Annotated in this window: 24 protein-coding genes; 15 read left to right on the top strand and 9 right to left on the bottom strand. The window is 53.0% G+C overall.

Features of this window, described 5'->3' with window-relative positions:
* Window positions 1-8: 8 nt before the first annotated feature.
* From ACYUBO_RS09300 to ACYUBO_RS09275, 6 genes are read right to left on the bottom strand one after another with little or no spacing between them, the layout of a single operon-like run.
* Complete coding sequence (locus ACYUBO_RS09300; protein ID WP_300329092.1) at window positions 9-431, bottom strand: hydrogenase iron-sulfur subunit; 423 nt, start codon at window positions 429-431, stop codon at window positions 9-11.
* A complete protein-coding gene (locus ACYUBO_RS09295; RefSeq protein WP_300329089.1) occupies window positions 432-2,453 on the bottom strand; it encodes a CoB--CoM heterodisulfide reductase iron-sulfur subunit A family protein in 2,022 nt (673 codons plus the stop codon).
* 8 nt (window positions 2,454-2,461) lie between these two features.
* Window positions 2,462-3,379: a CoB--CoM heterodisulfide reductase subunit B gene (hdrB, locus tag ACYUBO_RS09290; protein ID WP_300329086.1), complete on the bottom strand. Its 918-nt coding sequence runs from the start codon at window positions 3,377-3,379 to the stop codon at window positions 2,462-2,464.
* Entirely contained in the window at window positions 3,379-3,960 is a 582-nt protein-coding gene (gene hdrC, locus ACYUBO_RS09285) for a CoB--CoM heterodisulfide reductase subunit C (RefSeq protein ID WP_460373846.1), read from the bottom strand. Before hdrC ends, hdrB begins: the two co-directional genes overlap by 1 nt.
* Before the next feature lie 10 nt (window positions 3,961-3,970).
* Complete coding sequence (locus tag ACYUBO_RS09280; protein WP_460374779.1) at window positions 3,971-5,146, bottom strand: 4Fe-4S binding protein; 1,176 nt, start codon at window positions 5,144-5,146, stop codon at window positions 3,971-3,973.
* A gap of 32 nt (window positions 5,147-5,178) precedes the next feature.
* Window positions 5,179-5,460 carry a 4Fe-4S binding protein gene (locus ACYUBO_RS09275; protein ID WP_460373844.1) on the bottom strand — a complete coding sequence of 94 codons (282 nt, stop codon included), beginning with the start codon at window positions 5,458-5,460 and terminating at the stop codon, window positions 5,179-5,181.
* A 516-nt stretch (window positions 5,461-5,976) separates the two neighbouring features.
* On the opposite strand from ACYUBO_RS09275, the gene fhcD reads away from it, so the two are divergent.
* The 10 genes from fhcD to ACYUBO_RS09225 all read left to right on the top strand — a co-directional run bounded on the left by fhcD (window position 5,977) and on the right by ACYUBO_RS09225 (window position 15,668).
* Window positions 5,977-6,858, top strand: coding sequence for a formylmethanofuran--tetrahydromethanopterin N-formyltransferase (gene fhcD / locus ACYUBO_RS09270; protein WP_460373843.1), 882 nt, complete (start codon window positions 5,977-5,979; stop codon window positions 6,856-6,858).
* Between the two features lie 242 nt (window positions 6,859-7,100).
* Window positions 7,101-7,991 carry a methanogenesis marker protein 11 gene (gene mmp11 / locus ACYUBO_RS09265; protein WP_460373840.1) on the top strand — a complete coding sequence of 297 codons (891 nt, stop codon included), beginning with the start codon at window positions 7,101-7,103 and terminating at the stop codon, window positions 7,989-7,991.
* The gene (locus ACYUBO_RS09260; protein ID WP_460373838.1) at window positions 7,973-8,944 is read left to right on the top strand and encodes a radical SAM protein; all 972 of its coding nucleotides are present in this window, start codon (window positions 7,973-7,975) and stop codon (window positions 8,942-8,944) included. The genes mmp11 and ACYUBO_RS09260 overlap by 19 nt, the downstream gene beginning before the upstream one ends.
* Window positions 8,941-10,218, top strand: a complete 1,278-nt coding sequence (locus ACYUBO_RS09255; protein ID WP_460373836.1) for a thiamine pyrophosphate-dependent enzyme — start codon at window positions 8,941-8,943, stop codon at window positions 10,216-10,218. The genes ACYUBO_RS09260 and ACYUBO_RS09255 overlap by 4 nt, the downstream gene beginning before the upstream one ends.
* A complete protein-coding gene (locus ACYUBO_RS09250; RefSeq protein ID WP_460373834.1) occupies window positions 10,199-11,329 on the top strand; it encodes a homocitrate synthase family protein in 1,131 nt (376 codons plus the stop codon). Before ACYUBO_RS09255 ends, ACYUBO_RS09250 begins: the two co-directional genes overlap by 20 nt.
* Window positions 11,326-12,543: a 3-isopropylmalate dehydratase large subunit gene (locus tag ACYUBO_RS09245; RefSeq protein WP_460373832.1), complete on the top strand. Its 1,218-nt coding sequence runs from the start codon at window positions 11,326-11,328 to the stop codon at window positions 12,541-12,543. Before ACYUBO_RS09250 ends, ACYUBO_RS09245 begins: the two co-directional genes overlap by 4 nt.
* Entirely contained in the window at window positions 12,540-13,007 is a 468-nt protein-coding gene (locus ACYUBO_RS09240) for a LeuD/DmdB family oxidoreductase small subunit (protein WP_460373831.1), read from the top strand. The genes ACYUBO_RS09245 and ACYUBO_RS09240 overlap by 4 nt, the downstream gene beginning before the upstream one ends.
* A complete protein-coding gene (locus tag ACYUBO_RS09235; protein WP_300332834.1) occupies window positions 13,004-13,807 on the top strand; it encodes a DUF7714 family protein in 804 nt (267 codons plus the stop codon). The genes ACYUBO_RS09240 and ACYUBO_RS09235 overlap by 4 nt, the downstream gene beginning before the upstream one ends.
* The gene (locus ACYUBO_RS09230; protein WP_460373829.1) at window positions 13,804-14,766 is read left to right on the top strand and encodes an isocitrate/isopropylmalate dehydrogenase family protein; all 963 of its coding nucleotides are present in this window, start codon (window positions 13,804-13,806) and stop codon (window positions 14,764-14,766) included. Before ACYUBO_RS09235 ends, ACYUBO_RS09230 begins: the two co-directional genes overlap by 4 nt.
* 59 nt (window positions 14,767-14,825) lie before the next feature.
* Complete coding sequence (locus tag ACYUBO_RS09225) at window positions 14,826-15,668, top strand: deoxyribonuclease IV (RefSeq protein WP_460373826.1); 843 nt, start codon at window positions 14,826-14,828, stop codon at window positions 15,666-15,668.
* Here ACYUBO_RS09225 and ACYUBO_RS09220 read toward each other — a convergent pair.
* Window positions 15,665-16,957, bottom strand: a complete 1,293-nt coding sequence (locus tag ACYUBO_RS09220) for a PGF-CTERM sorting domain-containing protein (RefSeq protein ID WP_460373825.1) — start codon at window positions 16,955-16,957, stop codon at window positions 15,665-15,667. The genes ACYUBO_RS09225 and ACYUBO_RS09220 overlap by 4 nt on opposite strands.
* 88 nt (window positions 16,958-17,045) lie before the next feature.
* Between ACYUBO_RS09220 and endA the strand changes: the two genes are divergently transcribed.
* The 4 genes from endA to pheT are packed head-to-tail and all read left to right on the top strand — an operon-like array spanning window position 17,046 to window position 22,379.
* On the top strand, window positions 17,046-18,059 hold the full coding sequence (endA, locus tag ACYUBO_RS09215) for a tRNA-intron lyase (RefSeq protein ID WP_460373823.1): 1,014 nt from the start codon (window positions 17,046-17,048) through the stop codon (window positions 18,057-18,059).
* Between the two features lie 10 nt (window positions 18,060-18,069).
* Complete coding sequence (locus ACYUBO_RS09210; protein WP_460373821.1) at window positions 18,070-19,320, top strand: tryptophan--tRNA ligase; 1,251 nt, start codon at window positions 18,070-18,072, stop codon at window positions 19,318-19,320.
* A 3-nt stretch (window positions 19,321-19,323) separates the two neighbouring features.
* Complete coding sequence (gene pheS / locus ACYUBO_RS09205) at window positions 19,324-20,760, top strand: phenylalanine--tRNA ligase subunit alpha (RefSeq protein WP_460373819.1); 1,437 nt, start codon at window positions 19,324-19,326, stop codon at window positions 20,758-20,760.
* 2 nt (window positions 20,761-20,762) lie between these two features.
* A complete protein-coding gene (gene pheT, locus ACYUBO_RS09200; protein WP_460373817.1) occupies window positions 20,763-22,379 on the top strand; it encodes a phenylalanine--tRNA ligase subunit beta in 1,617 nt (538 codons plus the stop codon).
* Between the two features lie 7 nt (window positions 22,380-22,386).
* Here the strand turns inward: pheT and hisF are convergent, their stop codons facing one another.
* The gene (hisF, locus tag ACYUBO_RS09195; RefSeq protein WP_460373815.1) at window positions 22,387-23,193 is read right to left on the bottom strand and encodes an imidazole glycerol phosphate synthase subunit HisF; all 807 of its coding nucleotides are present in this window, start codon (window positions 23,191-23,193) and stop codon (window positions 22,387-22,389) included.
* A gap of 96 nt (window positions 23,194-23,289) precedes the next feature.
* Here hisF and ACYUBO_RS09190 point away from each other — a divergent pair, with 96 nt between their 5' ends.
* Window positions 23,290-24,513, top strand: a complete 1,224-nt coding sequence (locus tag ACYUBO_RS09190; protein WP_460373813.1) for an adenosylhomocysteinase — start codon at window positions 23,290-23,292, stop codon at window positions 24,511-24,513.
* Between the two features lie 6 nt (window positions 24,514-24,519).
* Here the strand turns inward: ACYUBO_RS09190 and ACYUBO_RS09185 are convergent, their stop codons facing one another.
* Window positions 24,520-25,371 (bottom strand): DNA-3-methyladenine glycosylase family protein, encoded by an 852-nt coding sequence (locus tag ACYUBO_RS09185; RefSeq protein WP_460373812.1) that lies wholly within the window; start codon window positions 25,369-25,371, stop codon window positions 24,520-24,522.
* Window position 25,372 lies beyond the last annotated feature (1 nt).

Raw genomic sequence — 25,372 nt, 5'->3', positions numbered from 1 at the left:
CCCTCCCTCTACTGCCGAAACTCCTTCAGCGGGCTTGGTCCGAGTTCTGTTACTGTCTTGACGACATCTTCGACGACCTTTGCCCACTTTGCACCCTCAGATGCAGAGACAAATGTCATTCTGAACCTCTTGTCTTCGATACCCATGTTCTTGAGGACACTCTTTATGAGGAACATCCTCTTTGCCGCCTTGAAGTTCCCTTCAAGGTAGTGGCAGTCACCGAAGTGGCATCCTGAAACGAGCACACCATCTGCACCGTTTGCAAACGCCTTCATGATGAAGAGGGTATCGACACGCCCGGTACACATGACCCTTATCGTCCTGATATCGGGTGGGTATTGTGTCCTTGCACTTCCTGCGAGGTCTGCTCCTGCATAGGAACACCAGTTGCAGATGATGCCGAGAATCTTTGGTTTCCATTCATCAGTCATTTACTGCTCACCTCCGAGGAGGAACGCATCAATCTGTGCAACAATCTGTGGTGTAGCAAAATGCTGCATCCAGATAGCACCACCGGGGCAGAACCCTCCGCAGGTCCCGCATCCCTTGCATTTCGCTTCTGTGACCTGCATCACGGTTCGTCCGTTCTTCTCGACGAGATCAAGTGCCGAGTATGGGCAGAGGTTCACACACATCCCGCATCCCGCACATTTCTCTTCAATGCACATGGCAAAGTATGGTTCGAGCTCGACCTCTCCGACATGAATCGGAATCGATGCTGCTGCTGCTGCCCCTTCTGCCTGTGCCACGGTATCTGGGATATCCTTTGGTCCCTGGCAGACACCTGCGAGGAATACGCCTGCTGTGGTTGTTCCACAGGGGTTCAGCTTCGGGTGAGCCTCGAGGAGCCATCCGTCCATGGACTGTGACACACCGAAGAGGTGGCGTACATGGTTTGTCTCTTCCGTTGGCTGGACCGCAGATGCCAGTACAACCATATCGAGTTCGATATCGACCGGCTGGCCAAGCAGCGTGTCTTCAGTGAGAACATGTGGGTTCTTCGTGATTGGATCCTCTTCGATCTTGGCCACACGTCCCCGTATGAACTTCGCTCCCTCATCCTGGATACGGTAATAGAACTCCTCGTACATCTTTCCAAACGATCGGATATCCATGTAGAAGAGATACGACTGTGATCCGGGAATCTTCTCATGCAGCTGATGTGCATGTTTCAGCGAATACATACAGCAGAACCTGCTGCAATATGGCTTGCCGATCCCGGTGTTGTCACGTGACCCTGCACAGAGGACAAACCCGATCTTCTTTGGTGTCTCTCCATCGCTCGGCCGTATCACCTTGCCGCCGGTTGGTCCGGACGCACAGATGAGCCGCTCGAATTCGAGTGAAGTGATGACGTTATCATACCGTTTGTATCCCCACTCGGTCTTCTTCTCGACCGGGAAGAGTTCGTATCCGACTGCAAGCACAGCGGTACCGACCTTGACGGTGACAAACTCGTCTTCCTGTTCGAGATCGATCGCCTTCTTCTCGCCGCATGCCTCGACACAGAGTCCGCATTTCACACAGGAATCGAAATCAACTGTGTAGATAAGAGGCACAACCTGTGGGTGATAGATATAGATCGCCTTTCTGGGCGCCATCCCCATCTCGAACGGATTCGGCTTGATAACAGGACAGACCTGTTCACAATCTCCGCACCCGTTGCATCCTCCGCCGACGATTCCTCGTGTTTCAGCCTCGGTCGGTGTGAGGACACCTCGTGCCTTCTTTCTGAGTGTGATATCGAAGTTGCCGATGTACCCCTCGACCTTCTCGACCTCGGTATAGGTCATCAGCTCGATGTTTGGGTGCCTGCCGACATCCACCATCTTGGGTGTCAGGATACACTGTGAACAGTCGAGTGTCGGGAACGTCTTGTCGAGTTGTGACATCCTGCCGCCGATTGTGGGTGCCTTCTCGATGAGATAGGTCTTGATGCCCGAGCTTGCAAGATCGAGTGCTGCCTGGATACCACCGACACCTGCGCCGACAACCATTGCGGAATGCTCGACCGGTACCGACTTTGGGAACAGGTCTTCAAGGAGCGATGCCTTGGCCACCGCCATTTTGAGTGCATCCTTTGCCTTATCCGTTGCTCCCTGTCGGTCATGCATGTGGACCCATGAGTTCTGTTCGCGGATGTTTGCCATCTCGAACCTGAACGGGTTCAGTCCACCCTCTTTTGATGCGGTACGGAACGTCGGTTCGTGCAGCCGTGGTGAACATGCCGCAACGACAATCCCGGTGAGGCCATGTTCTTTGATCGCATCTTCGATCTTCTTCTGGCCGGGTGTCGAACACATGTACTGGTATTCGTCTGCCAAAACGACATTTGGAATCGTCTGTGCAAAATCCTGCAGTTCCTTGATATCAATGGAACCAGCGATGTTGGTACCACAGTGGCAGATATACACACCGACTCTGGGTTTTTGTGATTTTGTTTCATCAACCATAGTACACCTCACCGGAGTTTGTTCAGGAAAGGTTCACAGGAGATCCCATGGAGATCAAGTGCAAGATCCTGCGGGCTCATCCCCTGTGCAAGGCCGAGCAGTTCGTTGTAGTGGAGAACAGGAATTGCCCACTCGACACCGAACTTCTCCCCGATCTCGATCTGGCCACGGTCAAACTGAAGCTGGCAGAACGGGCAGACCTCGGTTATTGCGTCGGCTCCGACCTCGCTCATGTTGATCAGCTTCTCGTTTGTGATGTCAAGTGCATGTGCAATATCATATCCACGCACACCGCCACCGGCACCACAGCACTGCATCTTGTTGCGGTACTGCACCGGTTCTGCACCCAGTGCAGCAACAAGCTCCTCCATCCACATCGGGTTCTCGGTATCGCCGACACCTTCCGCTTCAAACTCACGCTCTTTGCGTGGCTTGAGCAGGTGGCATCCATAATGGACGGCAATCTTCACTCCTTTGAGTGGTGTTGTGATACTGTCTGCGAGCTTTGCCACGCCACAGATCTTCTCATCATAATAGATCTCGGCAAGGTGGCGGACATTGATCGTTCCCTTGAACTCCATGTCGATCTCTTTTAAGACTTCGTTAACGTCATCCCTGAGTTCGTCATGGTGTTTGAGCTTGTGGTTCACTTCCCAGATTGACTTGTAACAGCCATTGCAGATGAGTGCGATATCGGTATTCATCTGCTCGGCAAGGACAAGGTTGCGTGCAGCCATTGCGTACCATACTTTGAGATCGATCGAGCCAAACGCTCCTGGTGCCGGACAGCATGATGCGCCCTTCAGTGGGAGGAGTTCGATCCCGAGATTTCTGCTTGTTTTAATGGCTGCGGACTCGATACCGGGATACCGGTTCGGTGCGATACACCCGAGGAAAAATGCGTATTGGTGTGTCTTTCCTGACATTACTGACCCTCCGCCAGAATCTCATCAGCTTTATCTTTCAGGCCGTAGTGGTCGAGAATCTTCTGGATGCCCGGTATAAACTCAGCATATTTTGCTGTTGTTTCCGGCTCGGCTTCAAGTCCGAGTCTGACACGTGCCGCACGGTTCACATCGTTATTGGGGACACCATGTCCCGTCTTGTAAATGAACTGGACGGTGTTTAAGAAGTTCCGTGGCACAATCTCGCGTTTGAATGCCAGATTTCTCATTGCCATGATAATATCGGTCGGTGCGATATCCCGTGGACACCGGTCGGTGCACGAATAACAGGTGGTGCAGAGCCAGAGATCCGGGTCGGTAAGCGCATCGTTCTCGAGCCCGAGCACTGCCCGCCGGACAAACTTCCTGATCCGGTATGAGCTTCTCGGTGCCGAGGGGCATGACCCTGTACAGGTGCCGCACTGGTAGCACATGTGGGCAATCGTCATCCCTATCTTTTCGACATTCTTGAGGAAATCGGGGGATGCATCGTCTGTGCGGTAATACCGGTCTGCCAGACGGACAGACAGGTTTTCATCGGAGTAACCCTTTGCTTTTGCCATAATGAAAACCTCACGCAGTCTCCATTCTTTTCAGCTGAACTTCTCCGGCCTTGCTCTGGTCTTCCCGAACCTGGGAAGTCCGTGGAGTCAGGAGCTTCGCTTTGATCGTCTTGAACAGGTCGGTCTCTTTTCCTTTGACCCGGATGCCGGTCCTCTTCAGGACAATAATATCCTCGCCGGGGCAGGCATTGACACAGGCGCCACAGAGCATGCAGAAATCCTTGTTCACTGCAATGACCGGTTCAAGTTCGCGTTTCAGATCCTTTGCGGGCTTGGGTGTCGGCAGATAGATCGCATTACAGGGGCAGACCTCGACACAGGTTGAACACCCGGATGGGCATTTCTCTGCATTGAAGGTGATATCTCCCTCGAAGATCTTCTCAACAGTGATCGCCTCTTCCGGACAGTTCTTTGAACACCAGGTACAGGTACAGCAGTCTTCCGAGACAATGGTGACCTTGCCGGGGAGTTTCTTTGACTCGACTGTCCTTTCGACGGTGATTGCCTCTTCCGGACATGCCTCGACACAGACCTTGCATGCATCACAGAGATCCTCATTCCAGACAACCTCGCCATCGACGGTTCCGGTTTCTGCCGTGAATGGTTTGTGCTCGACATCGATTGCGGGGCAGAGTGCACCACAGATGCCACAGAGATTGCACTTCTCTTCATCAACCACAAACTCGGTCTTTGCAGTGAGTGCATTCTGCCTCAGAAGCCCTTCGTCATCTGCTCCTTCAAATAATGGAACATCACGGTCGATCGCTTCTCTGGGACAGACCTCGTCACAGATAGTACACCGGACACATTTCTCTTCGTCGATCTCGGTGACCATATCATACTCAGGGAACCCTTCCTTCTCAAGAATAGGGAGTTTCTCTTCGCCGTCGATCTCCAGTTTCAGCGCATTGAACGGGCACATAATGACGCATACGCCACAGTACGAGCATTTCTCCGCCTCGATGCTAACAGGTGCATCAATGCCGGTTGAAACTGCTCCTCGGCGAATGGCTCCGACCAGTCCCAGAGAGATTGCCTCTTCCGGACAGGCTTCGACACATATGCCGCATCCCGTGCAGGTTTCGCTGTCTAAGATCAGGTGGTTGGTCTGCTTCAGGAGTCTCTGCTCCATTACGACCTTTACACCTTCTCTTGTCCTGGAGAATTTTGGAAACAAATTGCTCATAGCCATTGATGAATCCCTCTCTTCTCCTCCATTTAGTGGTGAGCTCCGACACCCTCAACAGGTGCACGGTTCGTCTCCCACGGTCCTACCAGTCGAATGACATTGTAAGGACATGCCTCAACGCACACGCCGCATCCGGCGCAGAGCTCGTTATTGACGTCAAGTACAATTGCCTTTCCGTCCCGGACACTGTAGATCTTGTCGTTTGTGACAGGATCAACTGTGTACAGCTCCAATGCGTTTACCGGGCATGCAACAACACAATTGTTACAACCAGTACAACGCTCCAAATTGATATGCATTGCAAACGCCATGCTATCAGCACCAGCCTTTCTATCGATTTTAATCGATTACTGAAATGGTTGTTAGATAAGATAGATAAACTTTCTTAATTCATTAGACTACAAACATTCCTGATAGTGAGTTGATATTAATGGATAGTAGTTAATTGTGCCACTGTAAAATGTGACTGACTCTGAATGAATAGCATATTCCATGCGCTTTTTCGGGGTTTTTTATACTGTTTTCATTATACTGCAATGCCGCTCTTCTCCTCGACTTATCTCTTTAAATAACTCTTATTTTTCAAAAATATTGTTTAAATGAAGGATTCTTTTTGCTTCAGATCAGATTGTGCTATTATATATTATATCGATAATTTATTTAAATTTTTTATCCGTTCGCTGTCTTCCTGATTGACACATTTTTTAACTATCTCACCCCCTCCCTGGTCCGGGTACATGTTTTTCAAACTGCCAGATAGGATGCCGGATGAAAAAGAAATCTTCTTTTATGAAGCTCCCACACATACTGGTATAGAAGGTGTTTCTATGGAATACAACGGTGTCATCATCGACAATACCTACGCAGAGGGATTCCCCACCTGGGTCTCCCGTGTCATTGTAACAGCAGTCACAAAGGAATGGGCATACAAGGCAGCAGTTGAAGCAACCGGTTTTGCCACATCAACGATCGGATGTCCCGCAGAGGCAGGTATCGAGCGGTTCGTTCCTGCCGACGAAACTCCTGATGGGCGGCCGGGATATGCCATCCTCATCTGTGTCGGCAAGAAGAAGCTCAAGGAACAGCTTGTTGAGCGTATTGCAGAGTGCATCCTCACCGCACCAACAACCGCCGCCTTCAACGGGCTTGACGCAGAGGAGAAGCTTCCGGTAAAGCTCCACTTCTTTGGGGATGGATTTGAATCCAAAGTCACCGTCGGTGGCCGCGAATGCTGGTCCATTCCAATCATGGGTGGCGACTTCATTATTGAAGAGGAATACGGGGCAGTCAAGGGCGTTGCCGGAGGAAACTTCCTGATCATGGGAGAGAACCAGATGAGTGCACTCGTTGCAGCAGAAGCAGCAGTTGATGCTATCGCGGATGTGCCGGGTGTCATCACTCCGTTCCCGGGCGGTGTCGTTTCCAGCGGCTCAAAGGTCGGAAGCAAGAAATACAAGTTCATGGGAGCATCCACAAACGAGGCATTCTGCCCGACAATCCGTGAGAAGGTTGAAGGTACCAGTGTGCCAGCCGGAATCGGTGCAATCTATGAGATAGTCATTGATGGTGTCGACGAAGCTTCGGTGATGGCGGCAATGGCAGCAGGTGTGAAAGCCGCCTGCAAGGTGCCGGGTGTGAAGCAGATTACAGCCGGAAATTATGGCGGCTCTCTTGGACCATTCAAGTTCCAGCTTCACGAACTCTTCTAATTTTTTTCCCCGCCTGCGATCGATCAACTTATATTCTGTTGCAGCCGATTATCCTGTTAACGAAAATTTCGGTTGCAGGATATGTTCCTATCTCTCTCACTCCACCAGTTGTTCAGCCCTGGTTACCAGTTCACTGAGGTATCCGTTTGTATCGGAGGGATGGGGTATGTACGCCTGCGTAGCATGTACAATAGCAGTATAGCGTCTTTCATGTATTTTCCAGATAGGTATGGCAGGTTTTTATGAAGCATACTCATGATCCCTATTCGATAATATATCCTGAGATCCTTGCGATCGCTTCAGATGATGGTACAGCAGTTGAGCTTATCGAGCGGTTTGACTGTATCGGCGGTGCAATGTGGGTGAAGCGACATTATGGACAGAGCCCTCTTGTGCAGCAGGTGCGGACAGTCGGACAGACAACCCGGTATCTCCTCTCTCCCGGAGCAGTCGATCTCGAACTGGTCGGATCCCGATTTCCGGCAGGGATCGCCCGGGTGGCAGTATCAGAGAACGAGATCGGCATCACCTATCTTGGCATGGGTGGTGGCGGTGTTGGGGCATCCATCTGCCGTGCAAACGCCACCGGGGTGATCCGGTCGGAATCAGATCCCAGTGGAGGTGGGAAGGTGGCTGGTTCCCGGATCGTGCTGCCACGGCTTCAACGTCTCATCATCGGTGTGGATGATACCGATACGCCGGAAGCCGGTGCCACCTGGACGCTCTGCCATAATATTGCCCGGTCTGTTGAGGATGAGAAGACCCGGTATCTCTCCCACACAATCGTGCAGCTCTATCCTGTTGCATTCAGGACAAAGAACTGTGTTGCCGTCGCATGCGAGTTTGCAACAGCCGATCCGGCAGGATGCATCGATCGCTTCGAGAAATTATTGCGTGAACATACCCTTTCGGATGAGACTGGTATGGCTGCATACACCGGATTTGATCCTTCCCCTCTCGAAGAGTATGCATGGAAGGTAAAGCGGGGTGAGATTACCCGTTCTGAACTGGATACTCTCCTCCCGCTCCTTGATATCCGTCTCTCCGGAAGAGGTTTGATCGGTGCGGTTGCAGCGATCCCGTTTATGACCCGATTTGAGGAGGCTTTGGAATTATGCGATGGGTCGAACTGAAGGCTGAACTCCTCGCCATCGGTTCATGCAGGCTCACCGGAGTGGATGCATCCGGCTATATCGAATCTTCCGTAGCAGGGCCCGGAGCCGGGGGTGGGGGCTCGATCTTCTTCTCAAAGGGTGGGAAAAGGGTCCGGCTCTCCGTATCCCCGGATTCTCCTGTTGAAATCAGGCATGACGGCGATGGGCAGGTTCACCTTGGGTTTGACAACATAGAAACAACCGGTATCCTTGAGCAGCCCGCACTTCACTGCCCGCGTCAGGCATATATCACCGTTTCCGGCCAGTGCATCTTCTCCTGCAGGTACTGCCCGGTGCCGCTCAAGGAGGGGCGTGTGAAAACTCCTGAAGAGATTGCGAAGATGATCGAATCTGCCAGGGATCGGATCGATGCAATATCACTTACAAGCGGGGTTGTCGGTTCCATTGAAGACGAAGAGCAGCGGGTAATCGAGGTGCTGAAGCGGATCGGTAGACAGGATATACCAATCGGGGTTTCGATCTACCCCACCCCCAATACTCCCGATCTCCTCTATTCAGAAGGAGTCAGCGAGGTGAAGTTCAATCTTGAAGCGGCAACCCCCGGACTCTTTGCGGAGATGTGCCCCGGACTCTCATGGGATGGAATTATTGAATCACTTGACAGCTCCGTTGCCCTCTTTGGACGTGAAAGGGTCTACTCGAATGTGATCCTCGGTCTTGGCGAGACCGATGAAGAGATGGAAAGCTGCATCCGGCTGCTTGCGGAACGTGGCGTCATCCCGGTCATCCGGCCGCTTACCCCCGCAGCTGCAGTTGCGTCATACAGGAGGCCATCAGCTGAACGCCTGCTCAGAATTGCTGATGTCCACTATGATGCCCTGAAGAAAGCAGGTCTGGATACAACAAAAGCCCGCACGATGTGTACATATTGTACAGGCTGTGATATTGTTCCCGGGAGGGATTTTGAATGAAAGGATATGAAGCAGTAGCAGAAGCCCTGAGAGATTGTGTAGATAGTATTTACACAGTACCGGGGTATCCGGTGACAGAGATTGGGGATCTCGTTTCAGCCGTGGTGGTCACAAACGAGAAGACCGCCCTTGAATACGCACTTGGAGACTCTCTCTCCGGACGGCGTTCGTGTGTGATTGTGAAACATGTCGGGATGAATGCCCTCTGCGATCCTCTTATCAATGCGACGACACAGGGCCTCGTCTCAGGTGTTGTCGTCATTGCCGGTGACGATCCCGAAGCCCTTTTCTCGCAAAACTCCCAGGACTCCCGGTATTTCGGGGAACTTGCCCAATGCCCGGTGATCGAGCCTGACAGAGAGACATTATCCGCAGCCGTAGCTGCTGCTTTTGAAGCTTCAGAACGCTTCTCACGGGTGGCTATCCTCCGCATTACCCCAACCCTCCTGAATGATGAGATCAAGCCGGTGGAAGCAGTCCAGATGATACGACATGGCAGGCTTGCCGATCCTGATCTCACGATCGCAGGCCGGATTGCCAGGGCTGATAAGGGAACTGCCGGACTTTTTGCATGGGCAGGGCGCTCCCCCCTCAACAGGATCAAAGGAGGTGCCCAGGAGATCGGTGTTGGCGCAGTCGGGGGAGAGTCTCATATTGCAATCCCCTATCCGCCCCCATCGTTTACGGCCGGATCCCGGATCATCGAGATTGGAAGGCCATTTGTGAGGGAACACCAGCAGCTGCTCCCCCCGCAGGCAGGGCGTTCATTGGAGCGTTTCACCGATCGTGGGTTTTTCCGGACATTCTGTTCCGGCTGCCCCTTCAAACCGCTCTTTTCGCTTATGAAAGAGCGGAAGATGCAGGTGATCCCGGATATCGGCTGCTCATTGCTCCTGATGAATCCTCCGTACTCGCTCGGTATTGCCAGCTATTGTCTTGGCTCGTCCATTGCCGTTGCTGCACAGAGTACAGGGGTTGCTGTCATCGGTGATGGTGCTCTTCTCCACTCCGGCATAAACAGCCTGATCGATTGCAGGGAGAAGGATATCCCTCTTCTGTTAATCGTCCTTGCAAACAGCCGGATGGCGATGACAGGAGGCCAGACTGTCCCTGATATCAGTCCCTATCTGTCATGGGCGGATTCACTTGAGATCCCGGCAGAAGATACTGAAGCCCTCTCAGAAGCGTTATGTATTCCGGAAACCGGCCAGAAGGTGATCATTGTCCGTGGAAGATGCCCGGAGGAAGCAGCATATGAAAAAGTGGAATGTTGAAATCTGTGATGTAACCCTCCGGGATGGCGAACAGACCCCGGGGGTATCGTTCTCCCCTGAAGAGAAATGCCGGATCGCCGATCTCCTTGATGAGATCGGTGTCGATGTCATTGAAGCCGGTTTTCCAATTGTATCCCATAACGAAGCAGGATGTGTCCGTGATCTCTCTCACATGGGCTTTGATGCACGGATCTGCTGCCTCTCACGGGCACTGAAGGCGGATGTGGATTGCGCTATCGGGTGTGATGTCGATATGATCAGCATCTTCATCGCAACATCTGATCTGCACATGCGGATCAAGTACAAAAAACCCCGTGAAGAGGTCCTCGAACAGGCACTTAAGATGGTTGAGTACGCTCATGATCACGGTATCCAGGTGCGTTTTGCCGCAGAAGATGCTTCAAGGACAGATATCTCATTCCTCCGTGAGATGTACCTGAAAGGTGCCGAATATGGAGCAAATTATGTCTCCTATGCAGACACAGTCGGCTGCCTCACCCCCCTTGAAATGGCTGGCATAATAGAATCTCTCGTTGTCGATCTCCCGATCCCGCTCTGCATCCACTGCCATGATGATATGGGCTGTGCTGCTGCAAATACCATCACTGCTGCTGAACGGGGGGCATACCAGCTTCATACAACCGTGAATGGTATCGGGGAGCGGGCAGGAAATGCATCACTTGAAGAAGTGCTCTGCGCCCTGCGATTCAAGGGAGGAGTTGATCGCTACGATCTTTCACACCTCCTGAAGCTCAGCAGGATGGTTTCAGATGCATCCGGAATACCAGTTCCAAAGATTAAGTCGATTGTTGGAGAACATGCATTTGCCCATGAATCCGGAATTCACATCGCTGCACTCATTGAGGATTCATCAACCTATGAGTATATCCATCCTAACCTGGTTGGAGGGGAGCGGCATTACCTTCTTGGTAAACATACCGGCAAAAAAGCGATTGCACATATTTTACAGTCAATGGGGCATGATCTTGGGGAAGAACAGATCTGCTGGATTCTGGATCAGGTGAAGGCGAGGGGCGAGCACAAATGCTGCATCACTCATGATATCCTCCTCCAGCTGATTCATCAGGCTGAACTGGAGGTTCTCGCATGAGTCAGACGCTCACTGAAAGGATTCTTGGTGGAAGTGCCGGAGAGTACGTTGATCGGCGGGTGAATCGTGCGTACGTACATGATGGTACCGGTGTCCTCACCCTTGAGGCATTCCGATCTATGGGTGTGCAGGCGGGTATGAACCCGGAGCAGATTTCGGTCCTCTTCGATCACATCTGCCCGGCAAATACCGGGCTCACCGCCGATCTCCAGCGTGAACTCAGGCAGTATACACACTCTGCAGGAATGCAATTCTCTGACTGCGGCGGCGGCATCTGCCACCAGATTATGAGTGAGGGGCGTATTCTTCCCGGAGAGGTTGTGGTGGGAGCTGACTCCCACTCCTGTACGGGAGGAGCATTCGGTGCCTTTGCCACCGGTGTCGGTGCAACAGATATGGCCGCGATCTGGGCATCAGGTGAGACCTGGTTCCGGGTGCCTGAGACGATCGGCATCACGCTTGAGGGAAGGCTTTCCGGTGCCGCAGAGGCAAAAGATCTCGCCCTCTCTGTTGTGTCGCGTCTTGGTATGGAAGGGGCGACATACTGCGCCCTTGAATACAGGGGTGAGGGTGCTGCGACACTCTCTATGGAGGATCGGCTCTGCATCTGCAACATGGGTGTTGAGACGGGAGCAAAGAATGCGATCTTCTCTGCTGATCTGGTCTGCCGGGAATACCTTGGGTCATATGGACATTCAATCGATCTCCAGATCCCTTCAGACTGTAGCTACCATCGTGAGGTGACAATCGATCTCGATGAAATCGTTCCTCTCGTGGCCCCTCCGCACCGTGTCGACTCCGGCAAGCCTGTCGGCGATCTCGCGGGAACCGAGGTGGATCAGGTGCTCCTTGGCACCTGCACGAACGGGCGCTACAGCGATCTGAAGAGATTTGCAGATATTGTCCGTGGCAGGCAGGTGAAGGTGCGGACAATAGTCGTTCCTGCATCACGGGATGTGCTTCTTCAAGCCACACGGGATGGAATCTTTACTGATCTTGTTGCCGCGGGATGCACAGTGGTCTCTCCCGGATGCGGCCCCTGCCTTGGCATGCATAACGGTGTGCTTGGGGATAGCGAGGTCTGCCTTTCAACCGCAAACCGCAACTTCAAAAACAGGATGGGAGTCGGAGGCTTGATCTACCTTGCCTCACCGTCGACAGCAGCTGCAACCGCACTTGCCGGCTGCATCACTGATCCGGAGGTGCAGGTATGATTACAGGGCAGGCAATATGCCTCGGACCAGATATCGACACTGATCTCGTCATTGCCGGACGGTACCTCAGGACAAAGGATCGGTCTGTCTGGGGGACACATGTCTTTGAAGATCTCGATCCCTCACTTGCCGGGAGATTGTCGGGTGCGGTCATTGTTGCCGGGAGGAACTTCGGGTGTGGCTCATCACGCGAACAGGCGCCGGTTGCGCTCAGGGAGGCAGGGGTTGTTGCCGTCATCTCTCCTCTCTTTGCCCGCATCTTCTTCAGGAATGCAATCAATGTCGGCCTGCCGGTGCTTGAGGCGGATCTCACCTGCCGGGATGGCGATCAGATCGCAATCAACCTCTATGAAGGGGTGATAGAAGTGGCAGGAGCCCGCTATTCCTTCACCCCGCTTTCCCCCCGGATGCGTGATATTCTGGATGCCGGTGGACTCGTCCCCTACTGGAGGGGTAAGGCATGATCTTCCCGCCGGAATGCAAGGTGGTCGGCCATGCCTTTGGAAAGCCTGTCGGAGACAAAGTGTACTTCCTCTCCGAATACCTTGTCAAGCGGGTTCGGGATGGGTTTGAACTCCTCAAGGTGACGCCTGACCCGGATGGCACCGGAATGATGCGGAAGATCCTCCATGAGGAGGTGCTCGCAACCGTAGAAGAGACGGTAATGTACTCGGAGCGGGTGAACCAGCACAATCGTGCGGGTATGGTCAGGCGTGCCCTCTCAACAGGAAAACGCTGCACGATCTTTGGGGCAATGGACGAACATATGAACTTCGTCCTGGATCCCGACCTCTCTCTCTTTGAAACCGTGCATGTCTATGATATCAGGCCCCCACGGGCCAATCTCTCGGTGACGATCGAGAGCCTTGAAGAAGAGGGGCTTCTTGGAGAGCTGAACTGCGTCTTTGATCATCATGTCAGGGATATCTCCAGAATTGATGCCGATGTCTTTCCCTGCCGGGCAGGAGGATTTGAGAAGACCCTTGACATGGATCCGATGGAGGGAGGTGAGCGGGTGGCGGGCTGCCTGACAGGCCGACAACTCTACCAGGAATGTTATGGTAACAACTTCACTTCCATTGATATCTGTCCGCTCTCCTCTGTATCGCAGGAGCCATTTATTGCACGATGCTGCAGGAAGGAACGGAGTGGTGTCGGTATATACAATGGCTATTTTGGTGCGGTTGTCCACTGGGGTGCATCACCAAAGATGGTTCTCGATGCAGTCTATGAGATGATGGAGCTCTGGAGAAGGAAGCAATGACCAAAATAGCACTCGTGCCGGGCGATGGGATCGGGCAGGAGGTGATCCCGGTTGCCTGGGATATCATCGGATCGCTCCACCCGGAATTTGATTCTTTTCAGGTGGAGGTCGGGTATGCCAGATGGCAGAAGAGTGGTGTCGCGTGCACAGACGATGATATCACTGCATTGAAAAGCGCAGATGCGATCCTTTTTGGTGCGATCACCACGCCCCCGGATCCCTGTTATCAGTCAGTCATCCTCGGGATCCGGCAGGCACTTGATCTCTATGCAAACCTCCGTCCGGTGAAAGGCGACAACGTTGACATTATGATCGTGAGGGAGAACTCCGAGGGCCTGTACTCCGGTATCGAATGGCGGGAGAAGGATCGCGCCTGTACCGTCCGTGTCGTCTCGGTTGAGGGGAGCAGGCGGATTGCACGGGTTGCCATCCGGCTCGCAGGGGAGCGCGGCTGCCTCCTGACGATCGGGAACAAGGCAAATGTCATCAAATCCGACGTGCTCTTCCGTGACATCTGCTGTCATGAGGCTGCAAAAGCAGGCATCTCCTTTGAGGCATGCTACATCGATTCACTTGCCCTTGACGTTCTCCTCCATCCTGCAAGGTATGGCGTCATCGTTACCACAAACATCTTCGGGGATATCCTCTCGGATGTCGCCGGGTATCTGGTAGGCGGGCTTGGGATGCTCCCCTCGGCCAATATCGGGGATCGATATGCGCTCTTTGAGCCGGTACATGGCTCGGCACCGGATATCGCAGGGAAGGGAATTGCAAACCCGGTTGCTGCGATCAGGAGTGGGGCAATGCTCCTTGAATACCTCGGTTTCCGGGATGATGCCGGGCATATCGAAGCTGCACTCCAGGCTGTTATCGGGCGCGGGATCAAGACTCCCGATCTCGGAGGAACTGCAACCACGGAATCATTTGGGGAAGCAGTAAAGGCAGAGCTTGGGATCTGATCCCGGGCGGACTGCCTTCTCCCATATCTTTTCTTCATCTGCCGGAGTAGTATACCAGTATGGTAACCGTCGGCGTCCATGTCTCGATCGCAGGCTCGATCGACCTTGCCGTATCCCGCGCTCTTGAGCGGGGATGCGACACCTTTCAGATATTCTCACGCAATCCCCGGGGCTGGAGCTACAAACCCCTGACCGATGACTCTGCCTCCGCCTTTGTTCAGGCAATGAAGGATTCGGGTATCGGTCCTGCTGTTGTCCATATGCCGTATCTTCCTAATTTTGCCTCTGAGAAGGAGAACATATACTCCCAATCGGTTGAGAGCCTCTCGGTTGAACTCTCGCGGTGTGCGGATCTCCAGATCCCGTTTCTGGTCATGCATCTTGGGCACCATAGCCCTTCGGGAAAAGAGGATGGCAGACGGCGGGTGGCTGAAGCGATCAACATGGTACTCGAAGATGCACCCGCAGGTGTCTTCCTTCTCCTTGAGAATACTGCCGGGGAGAAGAATTCGGTCGGGAGCGACCTTGCGGATATCGGGGATATTATCGGAAGAATACATGATCAGAAGAGGATAAAAGTCTGCTTTGATACCTGCCATGCCTTTGCAGCAGGATATGATCTCAGGACGCCTGATCTGGTCAGAGAGACATTTGATCAGTTTGACTCCGAGATCGGTCTCGATCTCCTCTCGGTCATTCATCTCAATGATACAAAAGGAATACTTGGGTCCGGCCTTGACCGGCACGAACATATCGGCCTTGGGCAGATCGGGGAGGAGGGGATCCGATCCATCCTCCATCACCCCCGCCTCCGGAGCCTCCCTTTCATTATGGAGACGCCTGAAGATGATACCCGTAATGACATTGGCAATATCGCCAAAGTCAGGGAACTGGCGGGTTAATCTCTCCTTCTCTTGTAAGCAAGGAGTGCAGCTGCGGTCATTCCGAGTGCTGCTGCAAGGATGCCGAAGCCGGGGGATTTTGTTGGTTCTGGCTGTCCTGTTGTTGGGACTGGTACAGGCAGGGTTGGCTGTGGCGTAACAGGTTCTGCATTGGGATCGAAGATCATGAACCATCCTTCAACATCTCCTGTATGGCGTGACCAACCGCCAACAGCAACCCGATCATCTGAGATCGGTAGAACCGCGGTGAAGCGCCCGTCTGCATCAAGCAGCCGCTGTGAATCTTTTAGAACACCGTCTGAGGTTATATATGCAAGATATGGGTTGCCTGGTCCTGTGCCCCCGGCAATAAGATATTCGTCCCCAAACGGAGCAATCCCATATGCAGCATATCCCTGAAGCGTTTCATTCCAGAGCAGGGTGCCATCTGTTCCCACACCAATAACACGAGCTTGACCTAATGAAGTGCCATAGGGCATACTGCTCCCTGCCATGATATATCCACCATTCATTTCGGCTATTGAAAAGAATGCAAGCTCCTCAAAAAATTCTGTCCATTCAGGATGTCCGTTTGATTCGATCTTTGTGAGATGGCCAAATATGGGGGCATCTTCACCAAGGCTGGCACCCGAACTGCCGACAAGAACATACCCTCCATCATCTGTTGGCAGGATGTCATGAACCGAAACCCCTTCATAGGTGATAGCATCCAGTCGGGTTCCGGATAGGTCGTATCGATACAGGAATCCTTCAAGTATTTCAGAATTCTCACCCGGAATCCAGCTCCATCCAACAAGGATGATTGTATCATCTGTTATCTGTATCTGACGTGGCATGGCACCCGTGAGTTCATCCATCCAGATAACAGATCCATCCTGCTCGATCAGGGACAGGTACCCGGAACCCGTTATTGGAGCGTAAGACTTGCCGGGCTGTAGTAGCTCATCGAAAGATGCAGCAACAATCCTGCCATCTTCAAGCTCCTTTATGGAGATCATAAATTCCCCTGGATAGATCTGCGACCAGAGTACCTTTCCCTCTTGATCTGTTCGCATGACAAAGGCAGTATGATTATCATTCTCATCAGATGCAAGACCTCCAATGATATATCCTCCATCCTGAGATTGTTCGATGGCGTGGATATCTGTATACAATGCAAGCGAATACGTCTGTTCGGTTGTCTGGTAGGAGAAGAGATCTCCGGCAGACACCGTTCCCGGTACGAGACATATGCAGATCAGAAGAACTGCTGCACATCCCGCTTTTCGAAAGAGTGGTATGGTATCCATAGTATCTTTAGATTGTTTGCACTCTCCTGAGAAAGCGTTTCTTCTTCAGAAGTGTGTTTATCTTGGATCACCACCAATACCAGAGGCAGTGAAGGCAACATTTGATGGAACATCTATCCGGACAGGGTCAGATGGCATACCACTCTATGAGCAGAGCGGGTACGGGCGCACCGGCGAATCCGGGCTTACCCTCTCTGTTGAGGAGGCTCTCTACCTCATCCAGCGTGGCAAACTGGATGTGGAAGGCTATGATTTCGATTCACTCCTGATGCAATCGGTTAATCATCCGGAGACGGGACGAATATTTCTCAGATCCTTTATTGTATACCGTGACATCCGTGAACGGGGGTATGTCATCCAGCCGGGCCCGCATGATTTCCGGGTCTTCAGGCGTGGCCAGCGGCCGGGGAAGGGGACGACCCAGTACCTGATCCGTGTCCTCTCCGAACGGGATCCGGTTGCCTTTCCGGTTCTCATCAGCGAGGTGGCAACCGCAGAGCATATGAGGAAGAATTTCATACTTGCAGTTGTCGATGATGAAGAGGAACTGACCTATTATGATGTCAGGTTCCACCGCCCCAAAGCCCGCGATGCTACACCTTTTGAATCAGGGGTTGTTGCTGTTCCTGCGGGCTCGTCTGCCATGGTCTTCGGGGAAGGGGCTGCTCTCCTTGAGAAACAGTGGTTTGGAACACGCCTCGATCAGGATCGCCTCATCCTCTCTCCTCCTGAGGTACTGTATCTACTCGATCAGGGAGTACTTACCTTCTCAGAAACAACAATCGATCGATCCACCTATTTTGCAGCTGCCCTCTGTTCTGATGATGAGCTGAAAGAGAAGCTCACTGTCTATTCCAGACTCAGGTCACTAGGATATACGCCACGAACCGGGTACAAATTCGGCCACCACTTCAGAGTCTACACTGAGAGCAATACCCACTCAGAGATGCTTGTCCACGCGATCAGGGAAGGCGCCGAGATCCCGATATCCACCATCTCACGTTCAGTCAGGATGGCCCATAGCGTGAAAAAGAAGATGTTGTTTGCCTGTGTACAGAATGAAGAGATCGTGTACATCGAGTTTGCACGGATAAAGTTGTGAGAGTACCGTTATGGAATCCGGAATAAACCCCTGGTCAAGCAGCCAGAGCGTTGATATCGATCGCCTCTTTGCTGAATTTGGGATCGCACAAGTTGAAGATGAGGTAACGACACTGAAGAGCCGGCCCTCATTCTTCAGGCGGAAGATTGTTATCGGCCACCGGGATTATGGTCCGATAGTTGATGCGATCAACTCCGGCTCCCGGTTTAATGTGATGACCGGGTTCATGCCATCAGGCCATCCTCACCTTGGGCACCTGATGGTGATGCGTGAGGTGGTCTGGCATGTCGAACAGGGGGGATCCGGATATGTCGCAATTGCAGATCGCGAGGCGCATGCGGTCCGCGGCCTCTCCTGGGATGCCTGCAAACGATATGGGCGTGAATATCTCGAATGCCTCTATGCACTCGGCTTTGAAGGAACAACCTACTACCAGAGCGAGAACGAGCGGCTGAAGGATCTTGCATTTGAAGCGGCAATTAAGATCAACTTCTCGGATCTCCAGGCGATCTATGGATTCTCACAGGAGACTGCGCTAGCCCATGCAGACTCGGTTGCCACACAGGTTGCGGATATTCTGTACCCGCAGCTGATGGAAGGGCCTGCGCCAACGGTTGTTCCGGTTGGAATCGATCAGGATCCGCATATCCGGCTCACCCGGGATATTGCACATAAGATGCGGTGGTTCACGGTGCTGGATCAGGGTACTATCATCAGTGTGAGGTCAAAGAATGCCCCTGTTCATGCGATGGATGCGATTGCTGCGGCATTCCCCGGATCGAAACGGTACGAGGGGCATGTTGATATCCCCGGTGCAGACTGCCTCTCTGTCTCTGAAAAAGTACGTGCAATTGAGGTTGCGGAAGGCGGCTATGGTTTCGTAACTCCGTCATCCACCTACCACTCCTTCATGCAGGGACTGCAGGGGGGGAAGATGTCAAGCAGTGTGCCTGACTCTCTCTTCTGGTTCGATGAGTCCGATTCTGATGTGAAACGGAAGGTGATGGGAGCCCTCACCGGAGGAAGGATGACGAAAGAAGAGCAGGTCCGGCTTGGAGGGGAGCCTGACAGCTGCCCGGTCTATCTCTTAAATCTCTTCCATATGGTTCCAGATGACGAAGAACTCCTTGATATCCGGACACAGTGCCTTTCAGGCTCACTCCTCTGCGGTGCATGCAAGAAGGCAACATTCGAGCGGGTAAAGGAATTCCTCTCGGACTTCAAAGAGAAAAGGGATGCTGTCTCCCATATGGTGGTGTAATAGATGGAACTGACCGCAAATGAAAAACGCCTTCTGGGCGTGCTTGGGGAGCATGCCTCAGCAGAGGCATCGATCCTTGCAGAAGAGCTCTCAACAGATGCCGCCGCTGTTGTACAGTGGGCACACCTTGCCGCAGGCAGAGGGCTTGTCCAGGTTAAACGCGAGGTGAAGGAAGAATACCAGCTCACTGAAGAGGGAGAGGCCTATGCCAGAGATGGTCTTCCCGAACGGCAGGTGGTCGAGAGCATCGTTGGAGAAATCCCGATGGGAGAACTCTCCCGGCACCCTCTTGCAAAGGTGGCAATCGGCTGGATGCGGAAGAATAACTGGATCACAATAGATCGCGGGATTGCAAAGAAGGCTGATTCAACTCCTGAGAGTACTGAAGAGCTTGCACTCAAAAAGATTGCTGCTGGTGTCGCAGATCTGGATGAGTGTGGTGAGCTGAAATCACGGGGGCTCGTCACCGTACATGAGGAAGTTCGGTGGATCATTCTGATCACCCCTGATGGAAAGAAACTTCTTGAAGCAGGAATCGATCTCCGCCCTGAAGTCGGCACGCTTACCCGTGAGCAGATTCTCTCCGGATCGTGGAGGGATGAAGCATTACGCCGCTACAGCCTTACAACACCCCCACGCCGGATATATCCGGGAAAAACTCATCCGTACCGGCAGATCCTTGATGAGGTGCGTACCCTGCTCCTTGAGATGGGTTTCTCGGAGTTCTCCGGGAACATCGTCCAGAGCGTCTTTTGGAACTTCGATGCACTCTTCCAGCCGCAGGATCATCCTGCGCGTGAGATGCAGGATACCTTCTACCTTGATCTCACCTCGCCTCTTCCGGATGGATGGGAGAAGATACGTGATATGCACGAATTTGGAGGGGATACGTCCTCCACCGGCTGGGGCGGTACCTGGGATAAGGCGAAGGCAGAAGGATCTGTTCTCAGGACACACTCGACATCCATGTCGATCCAGTATCTCGCAGCACATCCGGAGCCCCCGGTAAAGGCATTCTCCCTCTCACGAGTCTATCGGCGTGAATCAATTGATCCCACACACCTTGCCGAGTTCGAACAGCTTGAGGGGATCGTGATGGATGAGGGTGTCACCTTCAGCCATCTTCTCGGGTTCTTAAAAGAGTTCTATCACCGGATGGGGTTCCCGGATGTCAGGTTCCGGCCTGCATACTTCCCCTACACCGAACCCTCTGTTGAGCCTGAGGTCTGGGTGGATGGTCTTGGATGGGTGGAGCTTGGAGGTGCAGGTATCTTCCGTGAAGAGGTGACCTCGCCGTTTGGGATCTCTCATCCTGTTCTTGCATGGGGCCTTGGCATCTCGCGGGTTGCGATGCTCAGGCTGGGCTTGAAAGATCTCCGGCAGCTCTATAAGAGCGATATCGACTGGATCCGAAATACTCCCTCATACCGGAGGATCTAGCAATGGCGATTATTACATTGAATTATGAGTACCTCGAACGCCTCACAAAAACCGATAAGGATACGATCCTAAAAGCCCTGCCGATGATTGGATCAGATATCGAACGGATTGAAGAGGATCATGCCGATGTCGAGTTCTTCCCTGACAGAACCGATCTCTACTCGGTCGAAGGGGTGGCACGGGCAATGCGGGGTTTCCTTGGGATTGAGACAGGTCTGCCCAAATACCCGGTTCATGAATCCGGTATCAGCTTCTCAATTGATCCCGCTCTTGCTGAGATCCGCCCGGTGCTTGGATCGGCAGTGATCAGGAATCTCCGCTTCGACGATGCCTCGATCGAATCAGTCATGGCGCTCCAGGAGGCGCTGCACTGGGCGATTGGGCGTGGGCGATCCAAGGTTGCAATCGGGGTGCATGATCTCTCTACCATTACACCGCCTTTTCGCTACATTGCATCTCCACGTGATCGGCAGTTTGTGCCCCTCGATTATACCGTGCCTATGACGATGGATCAGATCCTCACTGAACATCCAAAAGGAAGGGCGTATGCCGGAATTGTGGAGCATTTTGACAGATTCCCATTGATTGTTGATGCGAACGATCAGGTTCTCTCATTTCCTCCGATCATCAATGGGGAACTGACACGGGTCACGTCAGATACCACCGATATCCTCCTTGATGTCACCGGCACCGATGAGCGGGCGGTACAGAATACGGTTGCGATCATCTGCTCTGCCTTTGCAGAAGCCGGTGGAACGATTGAATCGGTCACAATTGACGGGCAGAAGACCCCTTCGCTGGCACCGGTTGAGCGGATTATTGACTGTGATGAATGTGCACGGCTCATGGGTGTTCCGCTCACACCGGAATCGATCGTCCCGCTTCTTGAGAAGATGCGTTTTGGAGCTGTTCCTCTTGAAGGATCAAAGGTGCGGGTAACCATCCCCTGCTACCGGGCGGATATCATGCATGACTGGGATATCTTTGAGGATGTTGCCATTGCATATGGGTTCGACCGGTTCCCGGCCACTCTTCCACCCACCTTCACTATCGGAACAGAGGATCCCGCAAGCCGCCTTGCCCGTATCGTCTCAGGGATTGCAATTGGCCTTGGCTACACGGAAGTGATGCCGTTTACCCTGACAAACGAACGGGTCAGCTATGATCAGATGCAACGGCCACGATCTGATGCCGCCCTGAAGGTGCTTCATCCGATCTCAATCGAGAACACCATTATCAGGACCGATCTCCTGCCGATGCTCCTTGAGATCCTTCAGCTGAATAAACACCGTGAACTTCCGCAGCGGATCTTCACGGTCGGTGATGTGAATGATGGTGCGCTCACCTACCAGAAGATGGCATGCGCCGCCATCCATCCCTCAGCGGACTTCTCAGAGATCTATGCGACCGTGGATTCAATTCTGCGGGAACTGGGTATTGACACACTCAGCATTGCTGAATCTGGGGATCCGGCTTTCCTCTCAGGAAGGCAGGGTGCTATCATGAATGGATCGGAAAAAACAGGCTTTTTCGGGGAGCTTCACCCCGATGTAATTGTGGCATTCGATCTCGAACATCCGGTGATAGGGTTTGAGATCGATCTGAGACCTTTTCTCTGATCTCACATCAGAGCCGGACCGGGACTCCCCGGCCGGCAAGATACTCTTTTACATCCCTGATCGTGAACTCGCCAAAATGAAAGACAGATGCGGCAAGGCAGGCATCGGCTTTTCCAAGGACAAACCCATCATAGAAATGCTCAAGCGTCCCCACCCCGCCTGATGCAACAACCGGGATATGTGTTGCCGATGCAACAGCTTCGGTGATTGGAATGTCAAACCCTTCTTTGGTGCCGTCCGTCTCCATCGAGGTGAGCAGGATCTCGCCTGCGCCCCGCTCCTCTGCCTCCTGCGCCCATTGGATGGCATCGATCCCTGTTGGCCTGCTTCCGCCATGGGTTACAACCTCGTACCAGCAGATGGACCCATCCGGCAGACGAATCTCTGTCCTCCCGTCCTGATGCTCGAAATTTCTCCGGACATCCATAGCGAGCACAATGCACTGAGTCCCAAATGCGGCAGCGCCTTCTGATATGATTCTGGGATTTAGCACTGCTGCTGTGTTCATCGAGACCTTATCTGCTCCCGCCCTGAGAATGGCGGTGATATCCTCTGTTGTGCTGATCCCGCCCCCGACTGTGAGGGGGAGGAAGAGTTGATCTGCGGCGCGGGAGATGAGATCGATGATCGTCTTCCTCTTCTCTTTCGAGGCAGTTATATCGAGGAAGACGACTTCGTCTGCTCCCTGTTCATTATAGCGTGCCGCCAGCTCAACCGGGTCTCCGGCATCCCTGAGCCCCTCAAAATGCGTCCCTTTGACGACCCGTCCATCCTTTAAGTCAAGGCATGGAATGATCCTGCGTGTCAGTGCCATCAACAGACTATATGTCGCATCCTGTTATCAAGCGTCTGCTTTCTTTCGGGGTTATTAAGAGATCATGCGTCCAACTGATACAGACAGGGTTATACTATGCATACTGGTGAAGCAAAAATCCGCTGGGCGGAACAATATATGCCGGTTCTCGGTGAGATCCGGGAGCGGTTCATCAAAGAACAGCCGCTGAAAGGCATAGTGATTGGGATGGCTCTCCATGTCGAGGCAAAGACCGCTGTTCTCGTGAGAACGCTTGTCGCCGGAGGTGCCGAGGTGCATATAACCGGCTGCAACCCACTCTCAACACAGGACGATGTTGCTGATTTTCTCAGGGAATCCGGGATCCACTGCCATGCAAAGCGTGCCTGTTCCCTTGAGGAATATTATGCCGCAATCGACCAGGTACTTGATGCAAAGCCGTCTATTACCATCGACGACGGGATGGACTTAATCCACCGCCTCCATACCGGCAGGCGCGATATCCTGCCACATGTGCTGGGTGGCTGCGAGGAGACGACAACAGGTATCCACCGCTTAAAGGCAATGGCGAAAGAGAAGAAACTCCTCTTCCCGGTGGTTGCTGTCAACGATACCCCGATGAAGCACTTCTTTGACAATGTCCACGGCACCGGAGAGAGCGCGCTGACTGCGATCATGGCAACAACAAACTGCATGATCGCCGGAAAGCATGTAGTTGTTGCCGGGTACGGGTACTGCGGCCGGGGCCTTGCCACAAAGGCGCGGGCACTGGGTGCACGGGTGATTGTAACCGAGATCGATCCACGGCGTGCTCTCCAGGCGCACTTCGATGGTTTTGATGTGATGACGATGCGCGAGGCAGCACCGATTGGGGAACTCTTTGTCACAACAACCGGCAATCTTGGTGTTCTTAAGGAATCAGAATTCGCATTAATGAAGAATGGAGCAATACTCTGCAATGCAGGACACTTCAATGTTGAGATCGATATTGGATATCTTGAGACACATGCGGATTCCATTGCACGGCGTGATGGAATCGACTCGTATACATTTGGTGATCGAACCCTCCATGTCCTTGCAGAAGGGCGTCTTGTAAACCTCGCTGTCCCGAAGGGAATGGGCCACCCGATTGAGGTAATGGATCTCTCCTTTGCGGTGCAGGCATTATCGACTGAGTATATGGTTAAGAAAGGGCGTGATCTGGCACCCGGTGTTCACGAGGTACCGACTGCAATCGACGAGCAGATCGCCAGGATCAAACTCGCAGCACTTGGATGCGCAATCGATACCCTCACCGAAGAGCAGGCGGATTACATGTCCTCCTGGGATGTCGGAACATAATTCCCCTCACTTTTTTCGTATCTCCTGAATCATCTCCCGTGCGGCAAAGAGATATTCCTGGGCATAGCCAGCATTTAATCCGAAGATCTGCCTTGCAGTATCTGCAATTTTGTCATATGAATACCGCTCCCCCTCGGGAAGGTAATGCGTACGCATGATCCGGTCTATCCAGACATCGACCGGGACAGCCTCAAACCGGTGGAAGGCAAAGAGGAGGATACAGTCTGCAACCTTCTTCCCGACACCGGGAAATCCGAGAAGTTCTTTTCGCGCTTCCCTGTACGGGAGAGCGGAAATCCGCTCCACCCACCCGGGATCGGCAGATACCATTGTTGCGGTTCCGCAGATGAATTTGTCCCTGTATCCAACGCGGCAGCTCCGTATATCGCAGATTGGGGATGCTGCAAGCGTTTCCGGGGAGGGAAAGGCAGCGCGCCCATCCTCGATCCTCTCTCCAAATTTTTCGCAGAGGAGTTTTAAGCGTGTTTGAATCCCCGGAATATTCGCAAATGTTGCCACAATATAGGAAGCGGTACACTCCCATGCGGGCTGCCGCACAATCCGAAGCCCGTATGCAGAATCGATCGCCTGCAAAAGAATTGGATCGTCTGGAAAGCCGGCGATTATTCCTTCCAGGTCCAGATCCAGATCAAAATACCTGATGATATCTTCTTCAGGCGCTCCTGAGAAGCGGAGGAGATCTCGTTCCTGCCTGATCCGGACGGGTTTCTGGTCAAGAATCCCACACCACCAGTTCCCGCGTTTCTCCCACAGGAATACCTGCCCGCAGGCAAGTGTCCTGTCAAGATCGAACGGGAGGGCATCTCCTTCAAGCCGGAGCGTTCTGTATGGTGGCACC

It is taken from the genome of Methanocalculus sp. MC3, assembly GCF_054767395.1.
The sequence above is the reverse complement of the archived record's forward strand: the minus strand, read 5'-3'. Positions and strand labels throughout refer to the sequence as shown.

What these genes read in the sequence shown, in the direction of transcription:
- hdrB (WP_300329086.1), bottom strand. Translation starts at nt 3,379, where the DNA reads ATGTCAGGAAAGACACACCAATACGCATTTTTCCTCGGGTGTATCGCA.
- ACYUBO_RS09220 (WP_460373825.1), bottom strand. Translation starts at nt 16,957, where the DNA reads ATGGATACCATACCACTCTTTCGAAAAGCGGGATGTGCAGCAGTTCTT.
- mmp11 (WP_460373840.1), top strand. Translation starts at nt 7,101, where the DNA reads ATGAAGCATACTCATGATCCCTATTCGATAATATATCCTGAGATCCTT.
- fhcD (WP_460373843.1), top strand. Translation starts at nt 5,977, where the DNA reads ATGGAATACAACGGTGTCATCATCGACAATACCTACGCAGAGGGATTC.
- ACYUBO_RS09240 (WP_460373831.1), top strand. Translation starts at nt 12,540, where the DNA reads ATGATTACAGGGCAGGCAATATGCCTCGGACCAGATATCGACACTGAT.
- ACYUBO_RS09190 (WP_460373813.1), top strand. Translation starts at nt 23,290, where the DNA reads ATGCATACTGGTGAAGCAAAAATCCGCTGGGCGGAACAATATATGCCG.
- ACYUBO_RS09275 (WP_460373844.1), bottom strand. Translation starts at nt 5,460, where the DNA reads ATGGCGTTTGCAATGCATATCAATTTGGAGCGTTGTACTGGTTGTAAC.
- ACYUBO_RS09250 (WP_460373834.1), top strand. Translation starts at nt 10,199, where the DNA reads ATGAAAAAGTGGAATGTTGAAATCTGTGATGTAACCCTCCGGGATGGC.
- hdrC (WP_460373846.1), bottom strand. Translation starts at nt 3,960, where the DNA reads ATGGCAAAAGCAAAGGGTTACTCCGATGAAAACCTGTCTGTCCGTCTG.
- ACYUBO_RS09225 (WP_460373826.1), top strand. Translation starts at nt 14,826, where the DNA reads ATGGTAACCGTCGGCGTCCATGTCTCGATCGCAGGCTCGATCGACCTT.
- ACYUBO_RS09260 (WP_460373838.1), top strand. Translation starts at nt 7,973, where the DNA reads ATGCGATGGGTCGAACTGAAGGCTGAACTCCTCGCCATCGGTTCATGC.
- hisF (WP_460373815.1), bottom strand. Translation starts at nt 23,193, where the DNA reads ATGGCACTGACACGCAGGATCATTCCATGCCTTGACTTAAAGGATGGA.
- ACYUBO_RS09255 (WP_460373836.1), top strand. Translation starts at nt 8,941, where the DNA reads ATGAAAGGATATGAAGCAGTAGCAGAAGCCCTGAGAGATTGTGTAGAT.
- ACYUBO_RS09295 (WP_300329089.1), bottom strand. Translation starts at nt 2,453, where the DNA reads ATGGTTGATGAAACAAAATCACAAAAACCCAGAGTCGGTGTGTATATC.
- ACYUBO_RS09210 (WP_460373821.1), top strand. Translation starts at nt 18,070, where the DNA reads ATGGAATCCGGAATAAACCCCTGGTCAAGCAGCCAGAGCGTTGATATC.
- pheS (WP_460373819.1), top strand. Translation starts at nt 19,324, where the DNA reads ATGGAACTGACCGCAAATGAAAAACGCCTTCTGGGCGTGCTTGGGGAG.
- ACYUBO_RS09235 (WP_300332834.1), top strand. Translation starts at nt 13,004, where the DNA reads ATGATCTTCCCGCCGGAATGCAAGGTGGTCGGCCATGCCTTTGGAAAG.
- ACYUBO_RS09245 (WP_460373832.1), top strand. Translation starts at nt 11,326, where the DNA reads ATGAGTCAGACGCTCACTGAAAGGATTCTTGGTGGAAGTGCCGGAGAG.
- pheT (WP_460373817.1), top strand. Translation starts at nt 20,763, where the DNA reads ATGGCGATTATTACATTGAATTATGAGTACCTCGAACGCCTCACAAAA.
- ACYUBO_RS09230 (WP_460373829.1), top strand. Translation starts at nt 13,804, where the DNA reads ATGACCAAAATAGCACTCGTGCCGGGCGATGGGATCGGGCAGGAGGTG.
- ACYUBO_RS09280 (WP_460374779.1), bottom strand. Translation starts at nt 5,146, where the DNA reads ATGAGCAATTTGTTTCCAAAATTCTCCAGGACAAGAGAAGGTGTAAAG.
- ACYUBO_RS09300 (WP_300329092.1), bottom strand. Translation starts at nt 431, where the DNA reads ATGACTGATGAATGGAAACCAAAGATTCTCGGCATCATCTGCAACTGG.